Raw genomic sequence first — 21,339 nt, 5'->3', positions numbered from 1 at the left:
TCAGTGGCTGACGCGGCTGGTGCCGTTGACCGTCATGATGCGCACGCGCTCGCCAACGCGGAAAGTTTCGTTGGGCGCCACTTCCTGGACGTAGGCGCGCATCGAGCCATCGTCCTCACGCACGGTGATCTCGACACCTTGGGTACGGGTCACACCCTCCTCGGCCGCCGCACCCAGCAAGCCGCCGGCAACCGCGCCGACCACCGCCGCGACCGCGCTGCCGCGTCCGTGACCGATGGTGCTACCGCCGATACCGCCGACCACCGCACCGGCACCAGCGCCGACCGGCGTCTTGGTGCCTTCGATCTTCACCGGGCGCAGGGATTCGATGGTGCCCATGCGCACAGTCTGTACTTGCCGAGCCTCGTCGCGGGAATAGGTGTCACCGGTCAGGCTCGACTGACAGCCACCCAGCGCCAGTGCCACTGCCGTGAAAGAGGCCACCAGCAGAACGGGTTTACGCATAGCATTTCCTCCAAATTGACTACTTGTCCATTAGACTCCGTGCCGGGAAGGCTGTCACCTGACGCGCCGTTCTCCTCAGCTTTCGTTCAGCCTGAATTCAGTTTCCTGACAGCAACGGAGATTCGTCCTAAGACCTCCCTGTTACCCAAGGTTAGCCCATGGACTACTTCATCATCTTCATTACCACCGCCGCCGGCCTCTACTTCCACTGGTGGCTCTACGTCCGCATCAAGCGCTGGATGGACCGTGACCTGGCGCTATCCCTCGCCGGGGGCGACAAGGCCAAGCAGGCATTCATGCTGGAGCAGCTGGCCCTGGCGCGCGAAGCCGGCGTTAAACGGCGTCAACTTCCCGACTGGCTGCGCCAGGCCTCCGACGGTTACCGGGCGCAGGACTGACCACGACTCAGGGCGCCAGGCGCTCGCGCATCCAGGCACCGTCCAGCAGGCGGTAGTTGAGGCGGTCGTGCAGGCGGCTCGGCCGACCCTGCCAGAACTCGATGCGTTCGGGCAACAGGCGATAGCCGCCCCAGTGCGGAGGGCAGTTGGGCGCCTGGTCGAGGAAGCGTTGTTCGGTTTTCGCCAACAGGGATTCGAGTTCGCTGCGGTCGTGGATCACCCGGCTCTGAGGCGAGGCCCAGGCGCCCAGGCGACTGCCCAGGGGCCGAACCTGGTAGTAGGCGTCGGATTCGGCCGGGGTCACCCGCTCCACCCGCCCCTCGATGCGCACCTGGCGCTCCAGGGCCGGCCAGAAGAAGGTCATGGCGGCGCAGGGATTGGCGGCGAGCTGCTCGCCCTTGGCGCTGTCGTAATTGCTGAAGAAGGTGAAGCCCCGGTCATCCAGGCCCTTGAGGAGCAGCACCCGGCAGTGCGGGCGGCCGCCGGCGTCCACGGTGGCAAGGGTCATGGCATTGGGTTCGACCGGCAGTTGCTCGGTCTTCACCGCGTCGCCGAACCAGCTCTGGAACAGGCTGAAGGGCTCGGCAGGAGCCTGTTCCTCGCTGAGCCCGTCACGGGTGTAGTCACGGCGCATGTCGGCCAGGGTCTGGGTCATGGTTGGCGATCCTGTTTGCGGAAAGCCAATAGCTTACCCAAGCCCCGGCTTATTTGGCTTGATCTGTCGCAACCACCGCTTCGCCCTTGGCCGGCTTGCTGTACTGGGCGATGAGCGCCACCAGGGTGCTCTGGGGTGTCAGGATCATCTCGACGCGGCGGTTGAGGGCGCGACCCTGCTGGCTGTCGTTGGCCGCGCGCGGCATATCCGAGCCCAGCCCCTTGAGATACAGGCGATCACGTTGCAGGCCGCTGAGGCGGAAAATAGCGGCCACCGCACCCGCACGCTCCTGGCTGAGTTTGCGGTTGGCGTCGTCCTTGCCGGAGCCGTCGGCATGGCCCAGCACCAGCACCGCGGTCTTGGCATCGCCCTCCACCAGTTTGGCCACCCTGGTAATGGGACCCAGCGTAATGGGCAGCAGCATGCTTGGGCGGTCCGGGTTGAACGACGGATCCACCGGCATGATCACCACCAGCACGTTTTCGCGGCGCTCGACATCCAGCTTGCTGCCCTTCACCGCCTCGCGCAGGCGCGGTTCGTACTGGTCGAGCCAGGCCTGGGTCGCCTTGGTGTCCACCTTGGCCACCGTGGGCGCCTTGACCTTCTGGCCACCACCGAAGGGCCACCACCCTTGGTTGGCCGATGCGGCCTTCTGGGGCACGGCAGGGGATTCGGCTTTCTGCAGGCCGGGCATGCTGCATCCGGCCGCAGCCATGCAGAGAATCAAGGTAGAGATCTTGAACAGTTTCATGGGCAGGGCTCCGTAGTCGCTGAGGGCCTCACGCCAGCACTGCAATGATGGCGATCTAATTTCACAACTGGTCTTAAATTTTCTCGCCAACCCATTAATCGGAAAAGGAAAAAAGGGCCTATCTGACGAGTGGCTCAGCCCAGGCATCCTTTGACAACACGCGCCAGTTTCTGCGCTCGTGGGTCCATCAGGACATAGGGGCCCAGGGTGTTGGTGACGAAGCCGAAAGCCAGGTCGCGTTCGGGGTCGGCGAAGCCGGTGGAGCCGCCGGCACCGGGATGGCCGAAGGCATAACGGCCCAGACCATAGTTGGCGTTGGCCACCTCGGGCTGGTCGAGCATGCAGCCGAGGCCAAAGCGGGTCGCGGTCTGCAGGGTGAGGTCCTCGCCCTGACTGTGTTCGCGGGTCAGCTCGGCGAGCAGTTCCGAATCCAGCAGCTGGCCGTCCAGCAAGGCCGCGTAGAAGCCTGCCAGACTGCGCGCGTTACCGTGGCCATTCGCCGCTGGTTGCTGCATGCGTCGCCACTCCGGCTTGTTGGTACTGGTCATGATCGACGGCGGGTTGGTGAAGGCGCGGGTACTCAGAGACGCGGGCTCGGTCATCATGCACTTGAGCAGGCGCTGCGCCGCGGCATCGCCCAGGTTGCCCTTGGCGCGGGCGATATGGGCGACCCGATGGAATTCCGCGTCATCCAGGCCGACATGGAAATCCAGCTCGAGGGGCCGGGCCACTCGCGCCACTATGGATTCGCCGGGGCCTCGGCCTTCGGCGCGGCGGATCACCTCGCCCACCAGCCAGCCATAGGTGATGGGGGCGTAACCATGAGCTTCGCCGGGTGTCCACCAGGGCTGCTCGGCGGCCAGTGCGCTGGTCATGACCTGCCAGTCGTAGAGGGCCTCGGCGGGCAGCGCGGCACGGATCGCAGGCAGGCCCGCGCGGTGGCAGAGCAGTTGGCGCAGGGTGATGCGTTCCTTGCCGGCGGCGGCGAACTCGGGCCAGTAGCGCGCCACGGGCGCGTCCAGCTCCAGCTTGCCCTCCCCCACCAGCTGCAGCAGGGTCACCGCGGCGAAGGGCTTGGTGCAGGAAAACAGGTTGAGGATAGTGTCGCTGTGCCAGGCCTGCTGGCCATCCTTGTCGGCTACGCCGGCCCAGAGGTCGAGTACGGTTTCCCCGCCGACCTGCACGCAGAGGGCGGCACCACGCTCCTGTGGGTCATCGAAGAGTTCGGCGAAAGCCTCCTTCGCCGCCTCGAAGCGCAAGTCGAAATAGCCCTGGATCTGCACCGGCGTGCTCCTGTCGAAAATTGAAGGCGGCATTGTTCCAGCCTTGCCGCCCCTTGTGAACCGTGCCGAAGACGGGTCGCCCGTCAGGGCTTCCCGTTATCCTGGGCTGGCGCCGCGGCAGGCTCTGCGGGCGCTTCTGCCTTGGGCTGCTCGGCAGACTGTGCGGGGTCGGCCGTTTCCGTTGGCTTGGACGGCTCTGCAGGCTTGGTGGGCTCCGTCGGTTTGGCGGGTTCATTCTGCTTGGCAGGCTTCGTAGTTGCGGCCGGTTTCTTCGCTGCCGCGTCCGGCTGCTCGGCCTGATCCTTGGGTTCGAGCGGCTTGTTGATCTCGGCGGCCAGGGCCAGGTTGGCCTTGCGCACCGCGCCGACGAAACCTTGCCAGGGTCTGTCGGTGACACCCACCAGGCCCAGGTGGCCGTTCTCGCCATCGAGCAGGCGACCGGTGGCCGGCTGGTCGAGGTACTGGAACCAGTGGGCACCAACTATCAGCGGCTCCTCGGTGGCTTTCTTCAGGAACTTGGCATAGGCCGGGCCGCGCTCCTCTTCCTTGTAGACCTCGGTCACGCCACCCCAGAACGGGCCGCGATCGCGGGAGCCGAAGTGGAATTCGGTGATCATCAGCGGCTTGTCCAGGCGACGCAGCAGATCCATGTCCAGCCCGTGCTGCGGCTCGCGGGTATAGCGGTTGAAGCTGATCACGTCGCAGTACTGGGCGCAGGACTCGATGGCCTCGGGAATAGTGGCGGCGAACCGACCACCCAGCAACATGTGGTTGGGTGCGTGCCACTTCATCGAGTCGGCGATGGTCTTGAAATAGGTGTCGGCATAGAAGCGCTGGAAGCGCTGGAAGTCCTCCTCGATGGCCGGGTGCTCGGGGTTTGGCAGCGGCGGCTCGAAGCCCGGGTCCTCCATCAGTTCCCAAGCCTGCAGCTCGATGCCCCAGGCCTTGGACAGGCCCTGCTGGTTGCGGTACTTGTCGCGCAGTTGCTTGAGGAAAGCGCGCTTGGCCGGCACGTCGGTGGTCAGGCGCAGGGTGCCGTAGGCCAGGGCGTAGCGGGCTTTCGGGTCATTGCTGTGGCCACCCCAGGCCAGTTCGTTGTCGGCGAAGAAGCCGAGCAGCCAGGGGTCGTCGCGGTGGTCGCGGGCGGCGATGGCGATGGCGCGCTCGGCGGCCATGGCGAAACGCGGATCGAAGGGATCGGGCATGCCGCCCCACCAGTCGAAGCCAGTCTTGATGGTGGCGTAGTCGCCCTGGATCGACAGCGGCAGCGTGTAGGGCATGCGCTTGCTGGTGTTGAAGGCCGGGTCGCTCCAGTTGCCCAGGGTATTGAAGCCCCAGGCCTTGAGTCGATCGAGGCTATGGCCGACCCAGCGCTGCGGGTCGTTGCCGCCATAGGTTCGCTCCAGGTTGGCACCGTAGAAGTCGTACCAGCGGCCCTGGTTGAAGGCACGGCCCTTGTTGGAATCGGTCTCGGCGCGGTTGTCGCCCTTGCCGAAGTGGCTGGCCAGGGGCTCGTTGTCCTTGGGCAGCGACCTGAACATGGCCTCACGGCCCTCGACGTAGGTCTGGCTCAACCCGGGCGTTACCGCGTTGACCCCGAGGGAGAAGAAGGGATGGCCTTCCGGGGTCACCAGGAACCAACGGCCACCACGCTTCTCGGTGCGGAAGAAGCCGCTGGCCTCGAAGGTCTCACCGCCGAGCCAGCCGCCAAAGGCGTCCTGCTGCGGCAGCTTGGCGGTCCAGTCGGCCAGTTGCTTCTGCTCGTCCTGGGCGCCCTTCTTCAGTTGTTCGTCGTTCTTCACCTTGTCCGGCCAGTCACCGCGGGCGTACTGGCCATAGGCATCCATCAGGCCGACGTAGAGGGCAGTCTCCTGGTCAGCCTCGGCGGTGCCGAAACGCCCCAGCAGTACATTCTGCGCAGCGTTCGGCTGGTTCAGGGAGATAGTCACGGAGGCGACCTTGCTGCGGTCCAGTTCGCCATTGACCAGGGTCGCAGGCAACCAGCGCTGACCGTCGCGGGTCCAGGGTACCGGCGGCGCCGCGCGCATGCCGTGGGCGTTGGGGGAAGTGGCGGCCAGCGGCACCAGGAGGGTCTGCGCCGGGCCTGCCGGCAGCGCCACCTGGGTGGTCAGGACCTTGCCATCGGTGCTTTCGATGCTGACATCCAGGGTAATGGCCCAGTCTTGCGCGCTCTGGATACGCAGGCTCATGGCCTCGGCCTTGCTCCAGTCCCAGCTGCCGGCCTGAGGGACCAGGCGCAAGCTGGGCTTCTCTGCCGGGTTGAAGGTGAGCCGGCGGAGGACTTCGCCATTGGCGGTCGTTTCGGCGGTTACGCTCGGCAGGCTGGCGTCCTGGGTTACCACCTGGACCGCGTCCAGCGGGCGCACAAAGTTGAACAAGGTCTCTGCCTGGGCAGCCAGGGGGATTCCTGTCATCCCGAGGAGGATGGCCAGGACGAGGGGGCGTTTTGGTGTCGAAAGCATCGGACCGGAGTTCCCAAGAGAATGCTGTGCATAGACCGCAAAAAGTTCGTATCTCGCCAACGATGCGACAAAACGAAGCGGGACAACGCGGACGCCGGCGAGGCACCCGCAAAAACCCCGGCATCATCGCAGATGGGGGGCGCACAGCGTCAAGGGCAGTCAGGCTCTCAGGCGATCTCGCGACGGAAGGGCGGCAATGCGTCAAGGATGGCACGCCCATAACGCTGGGTGACCACGCGCCGGTCCAGCAGGGTGATGGTGCCGCGGTCGGCCTCGGTTCGCAGCAGGCGACCGCAGGCCTGCACCAGGCGCAGAGAGGCATCGGGCACGGCGATTTCCATGAAGGGATTGCCGCCACGGGCCTCGATCCAGTCGGACAGCGCCGCTTCCACCGGGTCGTCGGGTACCGCGAAGGGAATCTTGGCGATCACCACGTGTTCGCAATACGCGCCCGGCAGGTCGACGCCTTCGGCGAAGCTGGCCAGGCCGAAGAGCACACTGGGTTCTCCCTCGTCCACCCGGGCCCGGTGCTTGTTCAGGGTTTCCTGCTTGGACAGGTTGCCCTGGATCAGCACCCGCTTACGCCAGTCACGTTCGAGGCCTTCGAACACATCCTGCATCTGCCGACGCGAGGCGAAGAGCACCAGGGTTCCGCGCGCGCCTTCCACCAGGTTCGGCAGTTCGCGAACGATGGCCGCGGTGTGGGCAGCGGCGTCCCGCGGGTCGGCCTTGAGGTCCGGCACCCGTAACAGGCCGGCGTCGGCGTGATGGAAGGGACTGGGGACCACGGCGGTGACGGCCACCTTGGGTAGACCGGCACGCATGCGGAAACGGTCGAACTTGCCCAGGGCGGTCAGGGTAGCGGAGGTTACCAGGGCGCCGTAGGCGACATTCCACAGGTTCCGGCGCAGGGTCTCGGCGGCAAGGATCGGGCTGGCATTGACCTCGATGTCATGCGCCGCACCGCTTTCGGCCAGGGTCAGCCAGCGCGCCATGGGTGGGCTGTCCTCAGGGTCCTCGGTGGTGAAGGCGGTCCAGAGCTCCCAATTGCCCTGGGCGCGGGCCAGCAGGCTGCCGAAGAGCGGATACCACTCCTCGGCCTGGTGGCTGGCGACGCCGATGTTGGCTTCGCCGTCCATGGCCTCCTTGAGCAGTTCAGTCAGGCGGGTGAAGACGTCGTGAAGCCTGGAGAAGCCCTTCTTCAGTTCGATGCCCAGCTCCCGCAGATGCTCGGGCACCACGCCGGCCTCGAAACGGTGGCGCGGACGATCGCGCCCTTCCATGTCCTCGCCCGCATGGAAGTCGGCGATCTCCTCACAGGCGTTGAACATGAACTGCTGCTGGGTGCGCAGTTCCCGCGCCAGTTCCGGCACTCCCTCGACGAGCCGGCCGAAGTCGCCCGGCAACGGGTTCTGCGCCAACAGCTTGGTGAGGTTCTTGGCCACCTGCTCCAGCCACTCGGCGGTGGAGCGCAGGCGCGTGTAGTGGGCGAAGTGACCGATGGCCTTGTCCGGCAGGTGATGGCCTTCGTCGAAGACGTAGAGGGTCTCGCGCGGGTCCGGCAGCACGGCGCCGCCGCCCAGGGCGAGGTCGGCCAGCACCATGTCGTGGTTGGTGACGATGACGTCGACCTTGGTCATGCCTTCCCGCGCCTTGTAGAAGGCGCACTGCTGGAAATTCGGGCAATGGCGCTTGGTGCACTGGCTATGGTCGGTGGTGACGCGGGCCCAGTCCTGGTCTTCGATCGCCTCGGGCCAGGAGTCACGGTCGCCGTCCCAGCGGTTGCCGGCGAGTCGCTCGATCATCTGGTTGAGCAGCTTCTGGCCTTTCTCGTCGACATCGATCTTGAAGCCTTCATCGGCGAACAGCTGGGCCGTGGAGCTCTGCGCCTGGCCTTCCTGCAGCAGCATGTCGAGCTTGGACAGGCAGAGGTAACGACCGCGGCCCTTGGCCAGGGCGAAGCTGAAGTTGAGGCCGCTGTTGCGGATCAGGTCCGGCAGGTCCTTGTGGACGATCTGCTCCTGCAGCGCCACCGTGGCCGTGGCGATCACCAGGCGTTTGCCGGCGGCCTTGGCCGAAGGAATGGCGGCCAGGCTGTAGGCCACCGTCTTGCCGGTACCGGTGCCCGCCTCTACCGCCACCACAGCCGGTTCACCCTCGCGGTGGCCCTCATCGTCCACCGGAATGGCACCCAGGGCCTTGGCCACCTCGGCGATCATCAGGCGCTGGCCATAACGGGCCTTGAGCCCCTTGGCTTCGAGGAAACGGCTGTAGGCGCCTTGGATCTGGGACTTGAGTTCGGTGCTGAGCATGGGAATTGGCGGGGCCGGAACGCTGGATAAATTTTCAGTACTTTAACAGGCCGGCTATCATAGCGCGCCTTCTCTTCCCAGCCGAATGGAGTTGACCGGATGACACCCCACGCCGCCCTTTATGCCCTGCACCTGCTGGCCGCCCTGATCTGGGTCGGCGGCATGTTCTTCGCCTGGATGGTCCTGCGACCGGCCGCGGTGGACGTGCTGGAGCCTCCGGCACGACTGCGCCTGTGGCTGGAGGTGTTCCGCCGCTTCTTCTATTGGGTATGGCCGGCGGTGCTGGTCCTGCCCTTCACCGGCGTCGGCATGCTGCACCTGTCGTTCGCCAGCCTGGAGGCGGCGCCGCGCTATGTGCACATGATGATCGGCCTCTACGTCGCGATGCTCGCGCTGTTCCTGCGGATCAGCGCCCTGTTGCTGCCGCAACTGCGCGCGGCGGTGGCCGCCGAGAACTGGCCGGAAGGTGGCGCAGTGCTGGGTCGCATCCGCCGCGTGGTGGGGTTCAACCTGGCGATCGGGCTGGCGCTGGTGACCGTGGTCGCCATCCGCCCCAGCTTCTGATCCGGGCGCACATCCCTGTGCGCCAGCTGTATCAGGTCGGCAGAACTAGAAACGCACGACCTTGAGGCTGCCGGTCCCGCCGGCAGCACCGGCATGGCCGGGTTGCCCGGCACGGCCGCCCTTCGCTCCATCGGCCTGGTAAAGCAGGCACCCCTTGCTCGCCCCGCCATGGCCACCCGCACCGCCTTCGCCCGGCGCACCGCCAGCACCGCCTTCCAGGCGCACGCGCAGCAACTCCACCGGGAAGGTTGCAGGCACCTCCAGGCGCACCTGGCCACCGGCGCCGCCGGTCTGGCCGTCGCCACCGGGCTGGCCGTCCCAACCGCGGCTGGCCTGCCCCCACAAGCAGCCGGCGGCATCACCGTCGGCGCCGTCCAGGCCCGCGTACCCCGGTGCACCAATGCCGCCGCGCACGTCCAGGGTCATCTCGCTGACCTGGACATTCACCAGACGCAAGCTGATATCTCGGCCAGGGGTGGCCGGCCTGGACGAGCTGCCGGACAAGCCGGACGCGGTGATATGGCTGCCGGTGCCGATCGCACCACTCTCCACTTCCAGGCGAAAGCCTTGCTCGGATGGTGCGATGCCGAGGCGCGCCTCGCGCCCCATGCGCAGCTCACCGATACGCAGTTCGGTGACGCCGGCCGGGATCAGCAGGGTCGCGTAGTCGGCGACCTCGACCTGGTCGAGGCTCAGGCTGCCGGACCTGGGTGGCAGTTTGAGCAAGTTGTGGGCGTCCACCTTCACCTGGCCCTCGGCCAGGGCCATGGGCGCGATCAGGGCCGCCAGCAGGCAGAGCTTACGCATGGCCAGCCCCCTTGGCGCCGTGGCGCGGCAGGCTGAGCAGGTGGAATATCCCGAATAGCAGCAGCTGCAGACGATCCCGCCAGGGATTGGCCCGCCCACGCAGTAGCGAGTTGAACAGCAGGATTTCGAACAGGTGCACCAGGATCAGCAGGATACCGGCACCGTTGAGCAGCATTTCGAATGGCCTGGCGAAAGGCGACAACAGATTGGCGACCACCACCAGCCAGAACATCAGGGCAACCAGCTTGCCCAGCCCCATGTATAAGCGCATGCCTCCCCCTAGCATTTTTTAGTTTTGCGGAACATACGCCGAAGCCCGACGGCGCACCAGAGCATGGCTGGGAAAAGGGCGGGGCCGAGGGACGGCCCCTGCACATCGAACGGAACTTTCAGTCAGCGGTCGACCTGTATTTCCACCCTGCGGTTCTTTGCGCGACCTTCATCCGATTCGTTGTCCGCCACCGGCTGGCTTTCACCCCTGCCCTGAGTGGTCAGCTTGTCGGCCGGAACACCCTGGCTCGCCAGGAAGTCCGCGACGCTTTGCGCCCGACGTTCCGACAGACCCTGGTTGTATGGGTCGGAGCCGACGTTGTCGGTATGGCCGATCACCTTGGCGCCCACCAGGCTGGCACTCATCAGGCGATTGGCGATACCTGCCAACTGATCCTTGGCCGAAGAGGTGAGCTCCGCCGAATCGAAGGCGAAGAGCACATTGCCCATATCGCTGAGCACTATCACCTCATCCTGGGGCGGTGGCGCTTCGGCGGCCGGCGCCTGGGGATAGGTGCGCTCCGGGCAGCCATTGACGTTGACCTGAGTGTTCGGCGGGGTATTGGGGCAGGTATCGCGGCGGTCGAAAACGCCATCGCCGTCGGCATCGCCGTCCTGTGCGTAGCAGATCAGGCCACCGGCTATGGCACCTGCCGCAGCGCCGCCCGCCGCCCAAGCCGAGCTTTCGATGGCACCCAGGCCTCCGCCGGCCAGGCCTCCGATCAGGCTGCAAATGGGCCAATTCCCCTGGTTGACCACTGCACCGCCATCACTGGAGGTAGATGCGCAACCAGAAAGGAAACCACTGACCAGAAGAAAGGAAATCGCAACCCGGGGAAGGGGGGGGCTCATGATGGGTTCTCCTGCGTCTCCGGCCAAGCCGGTAAGCAGGAGTAAAGACCCGGGCCCCACGGCGCACAAGGCGTGCGCCGTGGGTTCCAGGGATCAACGGTCGATCTGGATTTCCACGCGGCGGTTCATCGCGCGGCCGTCCTTGGTGGAGTTGTCGGCCACCGGTTGGCTTTCACCTGCACCACCGACACTGACGATGCTGGAAGCCGGGATGCCGTTGCTAACCAGGTAGTCGGCCACCGCTTGCGCACGGCGTTCCGAGAGTTTCTGGTTGTAGGCGTCGGCGCCGACACTGTCGGTATGACCGGTGACGGTCAGCTTGGCGTCCGGAGCTTCGTTCTTCAGGCGGCTGACGACGGTATCCAGTTTGGCTTCGTCGGCCGGGTCGAGTTTGGCGGAGTCGAATGCGAACAGCAGGTCGCGGACGACGATGGTTTCCTGTTCGACCACAACCACTTCTTCTACCACCGGTTCTTCAGCCTTGAGCGGGCAACCGTCGGCATCGACCTGGGTGCCGGGCGGCGTGCCCGGGCACTTGTCGCGGCTATCGAATACGCCATCACCGTCCTCGTCACCATCCCCGTGTACCCAGCAATAGGCGGCCGCAGTGCCAGCGCCGATCAACGCGCCCCAACCGGCGTAGGTGCTGCTTTCGATTGCACCCAGTCCCGCACCTACGACACCCCCTACTGCCGCGCACTTGGGCCAGTCGGTCTTCTGCAGGCCGGAGCAACCGGTCAACAGGCTGGTCACCAATATCAGGGGTAAAGCTGTCCGTGTAATGCTCATAAGCGAGTCTCCTCTTAGAATCGGCCCATACCGACAAATAGGGAGTAAAGACGCCAGCCCCGGAAACCGCCAGCACTAGGCCATGACCCGCCTTCAAGCTAGTCTTGAACAACCTGTTCGAGGATTTTCGATGACTGACAGCTTCTCAACCCGCACGCCCCAGCAAGCCCTCGCCGCCCTGCTCGAACGCTATGCGCCGCAAAGCCTGCTGCTGGTCGGCAATAGCCCGTTCCCGGCGCTCGAGGCTTTCGCCGCCGCGCACCCGCAAAGCCAGGTGGTGCAAGTGCCCGCCGGTCCCCTGCCAGCGGAGCAGGCGGCGCACCGTTTCGACCTGGCCGTCCTGGCGGACTGCCTGGAACACCTCCCCAAGCGCACCGGCCTGCAACTGCTGGGCGGCATCCGCAACCTCAACGCCAGCCGGGTGGCGGTATTGGCGGACCTCAACGCCTGTGGCTGGCACGACACCGACTTCTTCGCCCTGGCCCTGCAGGCGAGTGAACGCTTCCGTCGCGACGAGCAGACCCTGACCCTGTTCACCTACGACCTGCGCGAGTACAAGCAGGTCCCCGACTGGCTGAACGCGAAGTTCTGGGCCAACCCGGAAAACTTCGGCAAGTACTGGTGGTAAGCCATGAGCACTGCGATCTGTCCCTGCGGTAGCGGCAATCTCCTCGAGCTTTGCTGCGGCCGTCATCACGCCGGCCACGCTGCCGCCAGCGCCGAAGCGCTGATGCGTTCGCGCTACAGCGCCTACGTACTGGGGTTGGTGGACTACCTGGTGGAAACCACCCTGCCCGCCCAGCGCACCGGCCTCGACATGGAGGCGATCCGCGCCTGGAGCCTGTCGAGCACCTGGCTCGGCCTCGAGGTGGAAGGCCATGAACTGCTCGGCGGCCAGCCCGAGCACGCCTTCGTCACTTTCACCGCGCGCTGGCATGACCAGGGCGGCGAGCATAGCCACCGTGAGCGCTCCGCCTTCGTCCAGGCGGATGGCCGCTGGTACTTTCTCGACCCGACCGTTCCGCTCGATGCCGGGCGCAACGACGCCTGTCCCTGCGGCAGCGGATTGAAGTTCAAGAAATGCTGCGCCAGCTATCTCTGAAGCAGAGATGACAAGGCCCGCATGTTGCGGGCCTCTTTCTATCTACCTGCTCTCTTCCAGGCGCAGGTGGGAAATGTCCGGCGGCGGCCCCGCCGGTGGCGTCTTTGCCTGTCCCATGTCGCTGCCGACGGGAGCCAGGCTGAGGCTGGAAAGGTCGAATCGCGGCGGCGGCGTTTCCGGCCTGGCGTCCTGCAGGTCAGCGCCGACAGGGGCGATGCCGAAGTCCGGTGCATCCACCCCGACGAATGCGGCCATGTACTCGTCGCGAGGCACCACCTTCAGCCTGCCTGGCGCGTCGGCGCGTGCCGGTGCCTGGGCCGGCGCGGCCTGGGGTTCGGGCTCCGGCGGTGGCGCCAGCTCGACCTCTTCTATCTCCGGCTCCATCGACACAACCTCGACCAGCGCGCCAGCGCGCTCCAGGGTCGAGCGGTACTTTTCCGCAGCGGCTTCATCCAGGTTGTTCTTGAGAATCACGCGCCGCCCGGAGAAGAGCATGGCAATGCGCTGCGCGTCGGCCTGGAACAGCTTCGCCAGATTGGCCTGCACCAGCTCCCGCTGCGCCCCGGGAACCAGCTTCCCGGAAAAGGCAATCTCGTAACGACCCATTGGTCACACTCCTGTCCGAATTGACGAGCAGTATGGCGCAGGTTTTTTTCGGCCCACAACAGGTTGCGGCCGAGCAGTTGCTTGTTACACTGAAGCGTCACTTGGAGTATTGCAATGTTTTCCCAGGCGCAAACGATAAGAATTCTCAGCCTACTGTTTTTCTTTGCCCTTCCCTTTTCGGGTCTCAGTGGATGCTCCACCTGGATCAGCGGCGATTTCCAGGACCCCGACGTGCGTCTGCTGAAGGTGGACGTGGTGCGCGCCAAATTGCTGGAGCAGCAGTTCGTGCTGCGCTTTCGCATCGACAATCCCAACGATGTCAGCCTGCCGGTGCGCGGACTGGTCTACACCGTCCACCTCAACGACGTGAAACTCGCCTCCGGCGAATCCAGCACCTGGTTCACCGTACCCGCCCATGGCAGCGAGACATTCGAGGTACCGGTGCGCACTAATCTCTGGCGGCACATGAAGTACATCGTCAAACTCCTGGAAAAACCCGACGAGCCCATCAAGTACCGCCTCCAGGGCGAGGTGAAAACCGGGTTGATGTTCGGCAAGAGCGTGCACCTCAGCCGCAATGGCGAGATAATCCCCGGCAGTTACATCCCGGAGTAGAACCTTCATGAGTCAAGAACCCCACGTACATGGTCCGGACTGCAATCACGACCATGACCACGATCACCACCACCACGTGCATGGCCCGCACTGCAACCACGGCCACCAGGAGCCGGTGCGCAACCCGCTGAAGGAAGTGGGCCGCAACGATCCCTGCCCCTGCGGCAGCCAGAAGAAATTCAAGAAGTGCCACGGCGCCTGAGAAGCTGCTCACGATCTTGCGAGCTAGAGCCATGCAAGGCAAAAGCAGGCGAGGAAGCGGAGTTTACGAGTGGTAAATGAGCATTCCGAGCCTGCTTTTAACGCAGCAGGGCCGACGCGCAGCTGATCGTGAACTGGTTCGGACGCCGCCGCACTCTTCCAGGCCCGCCTCGTGCGGGCCTGTTCATTTCAGGACCGAGCAAAGCCGAGTTGGAGCCTTCCCGATGATCGACCTGTATTACTGGACCACGCCCAACGGCCACAAGATCAGCCTGTTCCTCGAAGAGGCCGGCCTGCCCTACCGCATCCACCCGATCAATATCGGCAAGGACGAGCAGTTCCAGCCGCACTTCCTGAAGATCTCGCCGAACAACCGCATCCCGGCCATAGTCGACAACCAGCCGGCCGATAGCGGCGAGCCGCTCTCCCTGTTCGAGTCCGGCGCCATCCTGCTTTACCTCGCCGAGAAGATCGGCCGCTTCATCCCGCAGGACCTGCGCGGCCGCCAGGAATGCCTGCAATGGCTGTTCTGGCAGATGGGCGGGCTCGGTCCCATGGCCGGGCAGAACCACCATTTCAACCGCTTCGCCCCGGAGAAACTGCCCTACGCCATCCAGCGCTACCTCAAGGAAACCGCGCGTCTCTACGGCGTGCTCGACAAGCGCCTGGCTGACCGTGTCTTTGTCGCCGGCGACGAGTACAGCATCGCCGACATGGCCATCTACCCCTGGATCGACCGCCACGTCTGGCAGGAACAGAACCTGGACGATTTCCCCAACCTCAAGCGCTGGTACCTGGCGATCCAGGCCCGCCCGGCAACGGTCCGTGCCTACGCACTGGTGGAGCAGGTCAATCCGGCTGCGGTGAAAAAGTAAGCTTGGCGGCGCTTGCGCGGCGCGGGGCGGCTCACTAACGTAGCGCGCTTGATCCGATGCCCCTCTCAGGAGAGCCCGTTCCATGGCTTCGCCAGCCCCCAAGCGCTTCCTTCCCCGGTTCTGCGTTGCCGCCGCCGCTGGCGCCATGATCGGCCTCAGCGGTTGCCAGCCCTGGCTGGACAGCCGCTACTCCGACAGCCTGCCGCCCACTTCCGGCTTCCAGCCGGTGAAGGGCCTGGCGCAGAGCGTCTCGATCCGCCGCAACCCGCTGGGCATGCCGCTGATCGAAACCACCACCTTCCACGACGCCCTGTTCACCCTCGGCTACGTCCACGCCTCCGACCGCCTCAGCCAGATGGTCGGTCTGCGCCTGATGGCCGAGGGCCGACTGGCCGAGATGGTCGGCCCCGGCGCGCTGGAGATCGACCGCTTCATGCGCGCGGTGAACCTGCGCAAGAGCGCCGACATCCTCTACAAGAACGCCTCGCCGCGCCTGAAGGAGTTCTTCGAGGTCTATGCCCGCGGCGTCAACGCCTACCTCTATCGCTACCGCGACAAGCTGCCGATGGACCTGGCCGAGTCCGGCTACAAGCCGGCCTACTGGAAACCTGAAGACTCGGCACTGGTGTTCAGCCTGCTGAACTTCGGCCTGGCGGTGAACCTGCAGGAAGAAATCGCCTCCCTGGTCCTGGCGCAGAAGGTCGGCGCCGACAAGCTGGCCTGGCTGACACCCGTCTATCCGGACGAACCGCTGCCCTTCGAAGAGGCCGAGAAACTCAAGGGCCTGCAACTGGGCGGGCAGATTCCCGGCCTTGCTGCACTGGACAATGCGGCCGGGCAGATCGCCGCGCTCAACATGCTCGGCGTCGCCGCCTCCAACAACTGGGCCATCGCCCCGCAGAAGAGCCGCAGCGGTCGCAGCATCCTCGCCAACGACACCCACTTGCCCATATCCATGCCCTCGGTGTGGAACTTCGTCCAGATCCGCTCGCCGAAATTCCAGGCCGCGGGCGTGTCCATCGCTGGCGTGCCGGCCGTGGTCGCCGGCTACAACAGCAAGCTGGCCTGGGGCATGACCATGGTCATGGACGACAACCAAGACCTGTTTCTGGAAAAGCTCAAGCGCGAAGGCAACCGCCTCTACTACCAGGCGAACGGCAAATGGCTGCCCACCAGCGAACGGGTGGAAACCTTCTTCATCAAGGGTGAGCGCCCGGTGCGCGAGGTGATCCACGAGACCCGCCACGGCCCGCTGCTGAACTCGGTGCTGGGCCAGCGCAAGCACCCGCTGCAGCCGCTGGAGATCAAGAGCGGCCTGGGGCTGGCCCTGCAGACCAGCCAGTTCGAAGCCGACCAGTCCCTGGACGCCTTCTTCGCCCTGTCCCGCGCCCAGTCGGTGGAAGAAGCCCACGAGGCCACCCGTTCCATTCGCGCCATGGGCCTGAACATCCTCTATGCCGACGCGAAGCACATCGCCTGGCAGGTGACCGGCCGCTACCCGAACCGCCGCGAAGGCCGTGGCCTGCTGCCCTCCCCCGGCTGGGACGGCCGCTATGACTGGGACGGCTTCGCCGACCCCATGCTCCACCCCTACGACCAGGACCCGGCCCAGGGCTGGCTCGGCACCGCCAACCACCGCACCGTCCAGGGCGGCTATGGGGTGCAGCTGTCCAACTCCTGGTACTACCCGGAGCGCGCCGAACGCATCGCTGAACTGGCCGGCAGCGGCAAGCACGACTGGCAGAGCATGATCGCCATGCAGTACGACCAGACCAGCCCCTTCGTCGCCAAACTCAAGGCCATGCTGCAGGACCCGGGCATGGCCCAGCCCCTCACGCAAGCCATCGCTGCACTGCCGCCCGCCGACCGGGCCAAGGCCCAGGAAGCCCTCAGCCGCCTGCAGGCCTTCGACGGCCGACTCAGCCCAACGTCGGCGGACGCCGCCTACTACGGCGCCTTCCTCCACGAGAGCGCGCGGCAGATCTTCCTCGACGAACTGGGCCCGGAATCCAGCCCCGCCTGGCGCGCCCTGGTGCAGGCCGCGGACCTGTCCTACTCGGCCCAGGCCGACCATCTGCTGGGCCGCGTCGACAGCCCGTTCTGGGATGACGTCAATACCCCGCAGAAGGAAGACAAGCCGGCGATCCTCGCGCGCAGCCTGGCAGCCGCCGTCACCTACGCCGAAAGCCGCCTCGGCGCCGACCGCAAGGCCTGGCAGTGGGGCAAGCTGCACAGCTACAGCTGGATCACCGAAAGCACCCAGCTGGCGCCCTACATGAGCGCCAGCCAGCGCACCGGCCTCAATGCGCTGAAGGGCTACCTCGACCGCGGCCCCTACCCGGCGGGTGGCGACCACAGCACCCTGAACGTGTCTGCCTACCACTGGGGACAGGGCTTCGACACCTGGCTGATCCCGGCCATGCGCATCATCGTCGACTTCGGCCAGCCCGAACCCATGATGGGCATGAACAGCTCCGGCCAGTCCGGCAACCCGGCCAGCCCGCACTATGCCGACGGCATCGATGCCTGGCTCAAGGCACGCTACATGAAGTTCCCCTTCCAGCCACAGAACCTCGATGGCATCTACGGCACCAAGCGCCTGATGCTGACCCCGCAAAAATGATCCAGGGGCGGCGGAACTTCCCGCCGCCGCTCCGATCTGATCCGGTGGACTTACTCCATAGATCACATTTCAAGGCGCTCTCGAGCGCCTTTTCTTTTGCCCGCGCAATGGGTCTCGCCTTTCCTGTAGGGGGCGAATTCATTCGCAAAGGGATGCGCAGCGTCCCCCCGCGAGTCTGCAGGCCGGCCCTGCGGTCCGGTCAGCGAATGAATTCGCCCCCACAACAGCTATCCCCACAACCTTGCGCATCACCTGACCTTGTCGCATCCTGCCCCTCCCTATCGGCTGACTGGAGCTTCGAGAACCGACATGCCCGACAGCGCCTTCTCCGGCCGCATCAATCAGAACCTGCTGGACACCGACTTCTACAAGCTGACCATGATGCAGGCGGTGCTGCACAACTACCCCAACGCCGAAGTCGAATGGGAGTTCCGCTGCCGCAATGACGAGGACCTGACGCCTTACCTGGCGGAGATCCGCTACCAGATCGAGCAACTGGCGGACATCTCCATCACCGCCGACCAACTGGCCTTCCTCGAACGCATTCCCTTCATCAAGCCGGACTTCACCCGCTTCCTCAGCCTGTTCCGCTTCAACCTGCGCTACCTGCAGCTGGGCATCGAGGACGGGCAGCTCTGCGTGCGCCTGCGCGGCCCCTGGCTGCACGTGATCCTCTTCGAAATCCCGTTACTGGCGATCATCAGCGAAGTGCGCAACCGCTACCGTTACCGCGATATCAAGCTGGTCCAGGCGCGCGAGCAGCTCTACCGCAAGCTCGACTGGCTCCGGGCCAATGCCAGCGATGAGGAACTGGCCGGCTTCCAACTGGCCGACTTCGGCACCCGCCGGCGCTTCTCCTACCGAGTGCAGGAAGAAGTGGTGCACATCCTCAAGCGCGACTTCCCCGGCCGCCTGGTCGGCACCAGCAATGTGCACCTGGCCCGAGAGTACGACATCAAGCCCATCGGCACCATGGCCCACGAGTGGCTGATGGCGCACCAGCAGCTCGGCCCGCGGCTGATCGAAAGCCAGATTGCCGCCCTCGACTGCTGGGTCCGCGAATACCGTGGCCTGCTCGGCATCGCCCTGACCGACTGCATCACCATGCGGGCCTTCCTCAACGACTTCGACCTCTACTTCGCCAAACTCTTCGATGGCCTGCGCCACGACTCGGGTGACCCCCTGGCCTGGGCGGAAAGCGCCATCAGCCATTACGAGAAGCTCGGCATAGACCCGCAGACCAAGACCCTCGTATTCTCCGACGGACTCGACCTGCCCCGCGCGCTCGCGCTCTACCGTGCCTTGCGCGGACGCATCCACGTCAGTTTCGGCATAGGCACCAACCTGACCTGCGATATCCCGGGCGTCGAACCCATGAACATCGTCATCAAGATGACCGGTTGCAATGGACAGCCGGTGGCAAAGATCTCCGATACACCGGGCAAGACCCAATGCCGCGACGAGAATTTCGTCGCCTACCTGAAACATGTATTCCGCGTCGCCGATACCCAGTAAGGACTCCCCATGAGCAGCATCCGCCAGCAAGAAATCGCCCAAGCCCTGGACGTTGTCCCGCCCTTCGCCGACGAAGCCGCGATGCGGGCCGAGATCGAACGCCGCAAGACCTTCATCAAGGACTGCCTGCGCAAGTCCGGCCTGAAGGTCCTGGTGCTCGGCATCAGCGGCGGCGTCGACTCCACCACCGCCGGCCGCCTGGCCCAGCTCTCGGTGGAAGAACTGCGCGCCGAGACCGGCGACGCCGGCTACCGCTTCATCGCCGTGCGCCTGCCCTACAACGTCCAGCACGACGAGGCGGACGCCCAGGTGGCGATGAACTTCATCGATGCCGACGAAGAAGAGACCGTGAACATCGCCGACAGCGTGATCGGCCTGGCCGAGCAGGTCGCCCACCTGAACAACCTCACCGATGCCCGCCGCGACTTCGTCACCGGCAACATCAAGGCGCGCATCCGCATGGTGGCCCAGTTCGCCATCGCCAACGCCAACAACGGCCTGGTGATCGGCACCGACCACGCCGCCGAGGCGGTGATGGGCTTCTTCACCAAGTTCGGCGACGGTGCCTGCGACCTGGCCCCGCTCTCCGGCCTGGTGAAGAACCAGGTGCGCAGCATCGCCCGCCACCTGGGCGCGCCGGAATCCCTGGTGCACAAGGTGCCCACCGCCGACCTGGAAGAGCTGCGCCCGGGCAAGCCGGACGAGGAAGCCCACGGCGTGACCTACGTGGAAATCGATGCCTTCCTCCACGGCCAGCAAGTCAGCCCCGAGGCCCACGCCACCATAGTGCGGACCTACGACAACTCCCAGCACAAGCGCATGCTGCCGCTGGTGCCCTGAATATCAGACGACGGGGGAAGGCGGGGGCTCATCGGGTACGGTGGGCTCCCCCGGCTCATGGGGCTGACCCGGTTCGCCGGGCTGCTCCGGATCTGTGTAGATACCGTCTTGGAACCTAGTGCGCAAGGGCCAGTTTTGCATCGAAAGGCTGGCCCGATTTCAGGACGCCATAAGCGATGTGCAGCAGCTTGCGCATCGCGGCGCAGACGATCTGCTTCCCGGCCTTGCCTCGACTTCGCAGGCGTTGTCCCAGCGCTTTGATCGCCGGGTTGTGGGTCAGCGCAACGATGGCCGGCATGTAGAGACCCGCGCGGAGTCGGCTGGAGCCCATCCGGGAAATGCAGGCGTAGGCCTTTTGGGTGCCGGACTCCCGCAGCTGCGGATTCAGCCCGGCAAACGCCGTGATGGCCCGGGCATTCTTGAATTGCAGCGGGTCTCCCAGCTCGGCCAGAAGCAGGGCCGCAGTCTTGTCCGCGACGCCGTCGATACTGGTCAGCAAGTCGCGCTTACCCCGTAAATCGGGATCGTCGTCAATGTGCGCCTGAATCGCCTTCAAGGTTTCGGCGATCTGCTGTTCGATGTGTTGCAGCACCGAACGAATCGAGTCCTGCACACTGACATCGGCGACGTCCAAGCGATTGCGCTCCATCTGGGCAATCTCCTGGAGGTCCTGCAGGCGCCGTACCAGGGCCCGCAGGCGGCGGATGGCCGGCGGTTCGGGCCGCCAGGCACGCAACTCGTCCACGTGCCGGGCGCCATAGTCGGCAATCAGCTTGGCATCGACCTGGTCCGTCTTCACCCGTTGCAGTTGGCTGCGGGCATAGAGGGCAATCTGCGCCGGATTGGTCACGCAAACCCGGTAGCCCAAGCCATGGAAGTATTCGGCCAGCGCCTCGTGGTAGGTCCCCGTGGCCTCCATCACGATCCAGGCCCCTGGTTCGCTGTATTTGAGCAGCCACTCCTGCAGTACCTGAAAACCCGCCGCGCTATTGGCCAGCTTGGCTTTGGTGCGGTACTTGCCGTTGGCCTGCTGGGTGGCGATATCGAAACTGTGCTTGGCAATGTCAATGCCAACGATGCCGGACATGCGAACTCCTCAATCTCTCCAGAAGGATCATCACTGCACTCGGCACGACCTTGTGAATGCGAGCTCTCACCTGAGGTGGGCTCTGGATACCGTTCGAGCTATTCGAGTGAGTGTGGAGGGCAGGAGCACTATCTACGTTGCTGGCTCGAGGCCTTAGGGTGGAAACGGCTTCCTGACCCTCCCCCGATGATCAGTCGGGAACTATCGCCCCATCACAGAGCGATAGTCGAGATACAAGGGTGGAAA

Annotated in this window: 22 protein-coding genes; 10 read left to right on the top strand and 12 right to left on the bottom strand. The window is 65.1% G+C overall.

Annotated features, from left to right (window positions below; genetic code table 11):
- Positions 1-465, bottom strand: coding sequence for a hypothetical protein (locus E8F11_RS03575; protein ID WP_280287429.1), 465 nt, complete (start codon positions 463-465; stop codon positions 1-3).
- A 158-nt stretch (positions 466-623) separates the two neighbouring features.
- Between E8F11_RS03575 and E8F11_RS03570 the strand changes: the two genes are divergently transcribed.
- Positions 624-863 (top strand): hypothetical protein, encoded by a 240-nt coding sequence (locus E8F11_RS03570; protein ID WP_280287428.1) that lies wholly within the window; start codon positions 624-626, stop codon positions 861-863.
- Positions 864-870: 7 nt separating this feature from the next.
- On the opposite strand, the gene pdxH is transcribed toward E8F11_RS03570, so the two are convergent.
- The 5 genes from pdxH to dinG all read right to left on the bottom strand — a co-directional run bounded on the left by pdxH (position 871) and on the right by dinG (position 8,347).
- A complete protein-coding gene (gene pdxH / locus E8F11_RS03565; RefSeq protein WP_280287427.1) occupies positions 871-1,518 on the bottom strand; it encodes a pyridoxamine 5'-phosphate oxidase in 648 nt (215 codons plus the stop codon).
- 49 nt (positions 1,519-1,567) lie between these two features.
- Positions 1,568-2,212 carry an OmpA family protein gene (locus E8F11_RS03560; RefSeq protein WP_348529755.1) on the bottom strand — a complete coding sequence of 215 codons (645 nt, stop codon included), beginning with the start codon at positions 2,210-2,212 and terminating at the stop codon, positions 1,568-1,570.
- A gap of 191 nt (positions 2,213-2,403) precedes the next feature.
- Positions 2,404-3,552 (bottom strand): serine hydrolase domain-containing protein, encoded by a 1,149-nt coding sequence (locus E8F11_RS03555; protein WP_280287494.1) that lies wholly within the window; start codon positions 3,550-3,552, stop codon positions 2,404-2,406.
- Positions 3,553-3,635: 83 nt separating this feature from the next.
- Positions 3,636-5,987 (bottom strand): beta-galactosidase, encoded by a 2,352-nt coding sequence (locus E8F11_RS03550; RefSeq protein WP_280287425.1) that lies wholly within the window; start codon positions 5,985-5,987, stop codon positions 3,636-3,638.
- 215 nt (positions 5,988-6,202) lie between these two features.
- Entirely contained in the window at positions 6,203-8,347 is a 2,145-nt protein-coding gene (gene dinG, locus E8F11_RS03545; RefSeq protein ID WP_280287424.1) for an ATP-dependent DNA helicase DinG, read from the bottom strand.
- Positions 8,348-8,446: 99 nt separating this feature from the next.
- Between dinG and E8F11_RS03540 the strand changes: the two genes are divergently transcribed.
- A complete protein-coding gene (locus tag E8F11_RS03540) occupies positions 8,447-8,911 on the top strand; it encodes a CopD family protein (RefSeq protein ID WP_280287423.1) in 465 nt (154 codons plus the stop codon).
- A gap of 45 nt (positions 8,912-8,956) precedes the next feature.
- On the opposite strand, the gene E8F11_RS03535 is transcribed toward E8F11_RS03540, so the two are convergent.
- The 4 genes from E8F11_RS03535 to E8F11_RS03520 form a co-directional block, all read right to left on the bottom strand.
- On the bottom strand, positions 8,957-9,718 hold the full coding sequence (locus tag E8F11_RS03535) for a collagen-like protein (protein ID WP_280287422.1): 762 nt from the start codon (positions 9,716-9,718) through the stop codon (positions 8,957-8,959).
- The gene (locus E8F11_RS03530) at positions 9,711-9,989 is read right to left on the bottom strand and encodes a DUF1145 domain-containing protein (RefSeq protein WP_280287421.1); all 279 of its coding nucleotides are present in this window, start codon (positions 9,987-9,989) and stop codon (positions 9,711-9,713) included. Before E8F11_RS03530 ends, E8F11_RS03535 begins: the two co-directional genes overlap by 8 nt.
- Before the next feature lie 122 nt (positions 9,990-10,111).
- The gene (locus E8F11_RS03525) at positions 10,112-10,840 is read right to left on the bottom strand and encodes an OmpA family protein (protein WP_280287420.1); all 729 of its coding nucleotides are present in this window, start codon (positions 10,838-10,840) and stop codon (positions 10,112-10,114) included.
- A gap of 93 nt (positions 10,841-10,933) precedes the next feature.
- Entirely contained in the window at positions 10,934-11,629 is a 696-nt protein-coding gene (locus E8F11_RS03520) for an OmpA family protein (RefSeq protein ID WP_280287419.1), read from the bottom strand.
- A gap of 130 nt (positions 11,630-11,759) precedes the next feature.
- On the opposite strand from E8F11_RS03520, the gene E8F11_RS03515 reads away from it, so the two are divergent.
- Both E8F11_RS03515 and E8F11_RS03510 read left to right on the top strand, forming a co-directional pair.
- Positions 11,760-12,257: a DUF6231 family protein gene (locus tag E8F11_RS03515; RefSeq protein ID WP_280287418.1), complete on the top strand. Its 498-nt coding sequence runs from the start codon at positions 11,760-11,762 to the stop codon at positions 12,255-12,257.
- Positions 12,258-12,260: 3 nt separating this feature from the next.
- Positions 12,261-12,731, top strand: coding sequence for a YchJ family protein (locus E8F11_RS03510; RefSeq protein ID WP_280287417.1), 471 nt, complete (start codon positions 12,261-12,263; stop codon positions 12,729-12,731).
- Between the two features lie 42 nt (positions 12,732-12,773).
- Here E8F11_RS03510 and E8F11_RS03505 read toward each other — a convergent pair whose 3' ends face one another.
- A complete protein-coding gene (locus tag E8F11_RS03505) occupies positions 12,774-13,337 on the bottom strand; it encodes a hypothetical protein (protein WP_280287416.1) in 564 nt (187 codons plus the stop codon).
- A 114-nt stretch (positions 13,338-13,451) separates the two neighbouring features.
- On the opposite strand from E8F11_RS03505, the gene E8F11_RS03500 reads away from it, so the two are divergent.
- The 6 genes from E8F11_RS03500 (at position 13,452) to nadE (ending at position 20,006) form a co-directional block, all read left to right on the top strand.
- Positions 13,452-13,952: an LEA type 2 family protein gene (locus E8F11_RS03500; RefSeq protein ID WP_280287415.1), complete on the top strand. Its 501-nt coding sequence runs from the start codon at positions 13,452-13,454 to the stop codon at positions 13,950-13,952.
- Between the two features lie 7 nt (positions 13,953-13,959).
- Positions 13,960-14,154, top strand: a complete 195-nt coding sequence (locus E8F11_RS03495) for an SEC-C metal-binding domain-containing protein (protein ID WP_280287414.1) — start codon at positions 13,960-13,962, stop codon at positions 14,152-14,154.
- Between the two features lie 223 nt (positions 14,155-14,377).
- Positions 14,378-15,028 (top strand): glutathione binding-like protein, encoded by a 651-nt coding sequence (locus E8F11_RS03490; protein ID WP_280287413.1) that lies wholly within the window; start codon positions 14,378-14,380, stop codon positions 15,026-15,028.
- Positions 15,029-15,110: 82 nt separating this feature from the next.
- Positions 15,111-17,651, top strand: coding sequence for a penicillin acylase family protein (locus E8F11_RS03485; RefSeq protein ID WP_280287412.1), 2,541 nt, complete (start codon positions 15,111-15,113; stop codon positions 17,649-17,651).
- Between the two features lie 309 nt (positions 17,652-17,960).
- Positions 17,961-19,166: a nicotinate phosphoribosyltransferase gene (gene pncB / locus E8F11_RS03480; RefSeq protein ID WP_280287411.1), complete on the top strand. Its 1,206-nt coding sequence runs from the start codon at positions 17,961-17,963 to the stop codon at positions 19,164-19,166.
- A gap of 9 nt (positions 19,167-19,175) precedes the next feature.
- The gene (gene nadE, locus E8F11_RS03475; RefSeq protein ID WP_280287410.1) at positions 19,176-20,006 is read left to right on the top strand and encodes an ammonia-dependent NAD(+) synthetase; all 831 of its coding nucleotides are present in this window, start codon (positions 19,176-19,178) and stop codon (positions 20,004-20,006) included.
- Positions 20,007-20,121: 115 nt separating this feature from the next.
- Here nadE and E8F11_RS03470 read toward each other — a convergent pair whose 3' ends face one another.
- Positions 20,122-21,093: an IS110 family transposase gene (locus E8F11_RS03470; protein WP_280287409.1), complete on the bottom strand. Its 972-nt coding sequence runs from the start codon at positions 21,091-21,093 to the stop codon at positions 20,122-20,124.
- Positions 21,094-21,339: the final 246 nt, after the last annotated feature.

The sequence above is a fragment of the Pseudomonas sp. BN417 genome (assembly GCF_029871205.1).
Classification (GTDB): domain Bacteria; phylum Pseudomonadota; class Gammaproteobacteria; order Pseudomonadales; family Pseudomonadaceae; genus Metapseudomonas.
Note: the sequence above shows the minus strand (reverse complement) of the source record. Positions and strands in the feature narration are given on the sequence as shown.

What these genes read in the sequence shown, in the direction of transcription:
- E8F11_RS03510 (WP_280287417.1), top strand. Translation starts at nt 12,261, where the DNA reads ATGAGCACTGCGATCTGTCCCTGCGGTAGCGGCAATCTCCTCGAGCTT.
- E8F11_RS03530 (WP_280287421.1), bottom strand. Translation starts at nt 9,989, where the DNA reads ATGCGCTTATACATGGGGCTGGGCAAGCTGGTTGCCCTGATGTTCTGG.
- nadE (WP_280287410.1), top strand. Translation starts at nt 19,176, where the DNA reads ATGAGCAGCATCCGCCAGCAAGAAATCGCCCAAGCCCTGGACGTTGTC.
- pncB (WP_280287411.1), top strand. Translation starts at nt 17,961, where the DNA reads ATGCCCGACAGCGCCTTCTCCGGCCGCATCAATCAGAACCTGCTGGAC.
- E8F11_RS03560 (WP_348529755.1), bottom strand. Translation starts at nt 2,212, where the DNA reads ATGCCCGGCCTGCAGAAAGCCGAATCCCCTGCCGTGCCCCAGAAGGCC.
- E8F11_RS03535 (WP_280287422.1), bottom strand. Translation starts at nt 9,718, where the DNA reads ATGCGTAAGCTCTGCCTGCTGGCGGCCCTGATCGCGCCCATGGCCCTG.
- E8F11_RS03520 (WP_280287419.1), bottom strand. Translation starts at nt 11,629, where the DNA reads ATGAGCATTACACGGACAGCTTTACCCCTGATATTGGTGACCAGCCTG.
- E8F11_RS03490 (WP_280287413.1), top strand. Translation starts at nt 14,378, where the DNA reads ATGATCGACCTGTATTACTGGACCACGCCCAACGGCCACAAGATCAGC.
- pdxH (WP_280287427.1), bottom strand. Translation starts at nt 1,518, where the DNA reads ATGACCCAGACCCTGGCCGACATGCGCCGTGACTACACCCGTGACGGG.
- E8F11_RS03550 (WP_280287425.1), bottom strand. Translation starts at nt 5,987, where the DNA reads ATGACAGGAATCCCCCTGGCTGCCCAGGCAGAGACCTTGTTCAACTTT.
- E8F11_RS03495 (WP_280287414.1), top strand. Translation starts at nt 13,960, where the DNA reads ATGAGTCAAGAACCCCACGTACATGGTCCGGACTGCAATCACGACCAT.
- E8F11_RS03485 (WP_280287412.1), top strand. Translation starts at nt 15,111, where the DNA reads ATGGCTTCGCCAGCCCCCAAGCGCTTCCTTCCCCGGTTCTGCGTTGCC.
- E8F11_RS03570 (WP_280287428.1), top strand. Translation starts at nt 624, where the DNA reads ATGGACTACTTCATCATCTTCATTACCACCGCCGCCGGCCTCTACTTC.
- E8F11_RS03515 (WP_280287418.1), top strand. Translation starts at nt 11,760, where the DNA reads ATGACTGACAGCTTCTCAACCCGCACGCCCCAGCAAGCCCTCGCCGCC.
- E8F11_RS03540 (WP_280287423.1), top strand. Translation starts at nt 8,447, where the DNA reads ATGACACCCCACGCCGCCCTTTATGCCCTGCACCTGCTGGCCGCCCTG.
- E8F11_RS03525 (WP_280287420.1), bottom strand. Translation starts at nt 10,840, where the DNA reads ATGAGCCCCCCCCTTCCCCGGGTTGCGATTTCCTTTCTTCTGGTCAGT.
- E8F11_RS03500 (WP_280287415.1), top strand. Translation starts at nt 13,452, where the DNA reads ATGTTTTCCCAGGCGCAAACGATAAGAATTCTCAGCCTACTGTTTTTC.
- dinG (WP_280287424.1), bottom strand. Translation starts at nt 8,347, where the DNA reads ATGCTCAGCACCGAACTCAAGTCCCAGATCCAAGGCGCCTACAGCCGT.
- E8F11_RS03470 (WP_280287409.1), bottom strand. Translation starts at nt 21,093, where the DNA reads ATGTCCGGCATCGTTGGCATTGACATTGCCAAGCACAGTTTCGATATC.
- E8F11_RS03505 (WP_280287416.1), bottom strand. Translation starts at nt 13,337, where the DNA reads ATGGGTCGTTACGAGATTGCCTTTTCCGGGAAGCTGGTTCCCGGGGCG.
- E8F11_RS03575 (WP_280287429.1), bottom strand. Translation starts at nt 465, where the DNA reads ATGCGTAAACCCGTTCTGCTGGTGGCCTCTTTCACGGCAGTGGCACTG.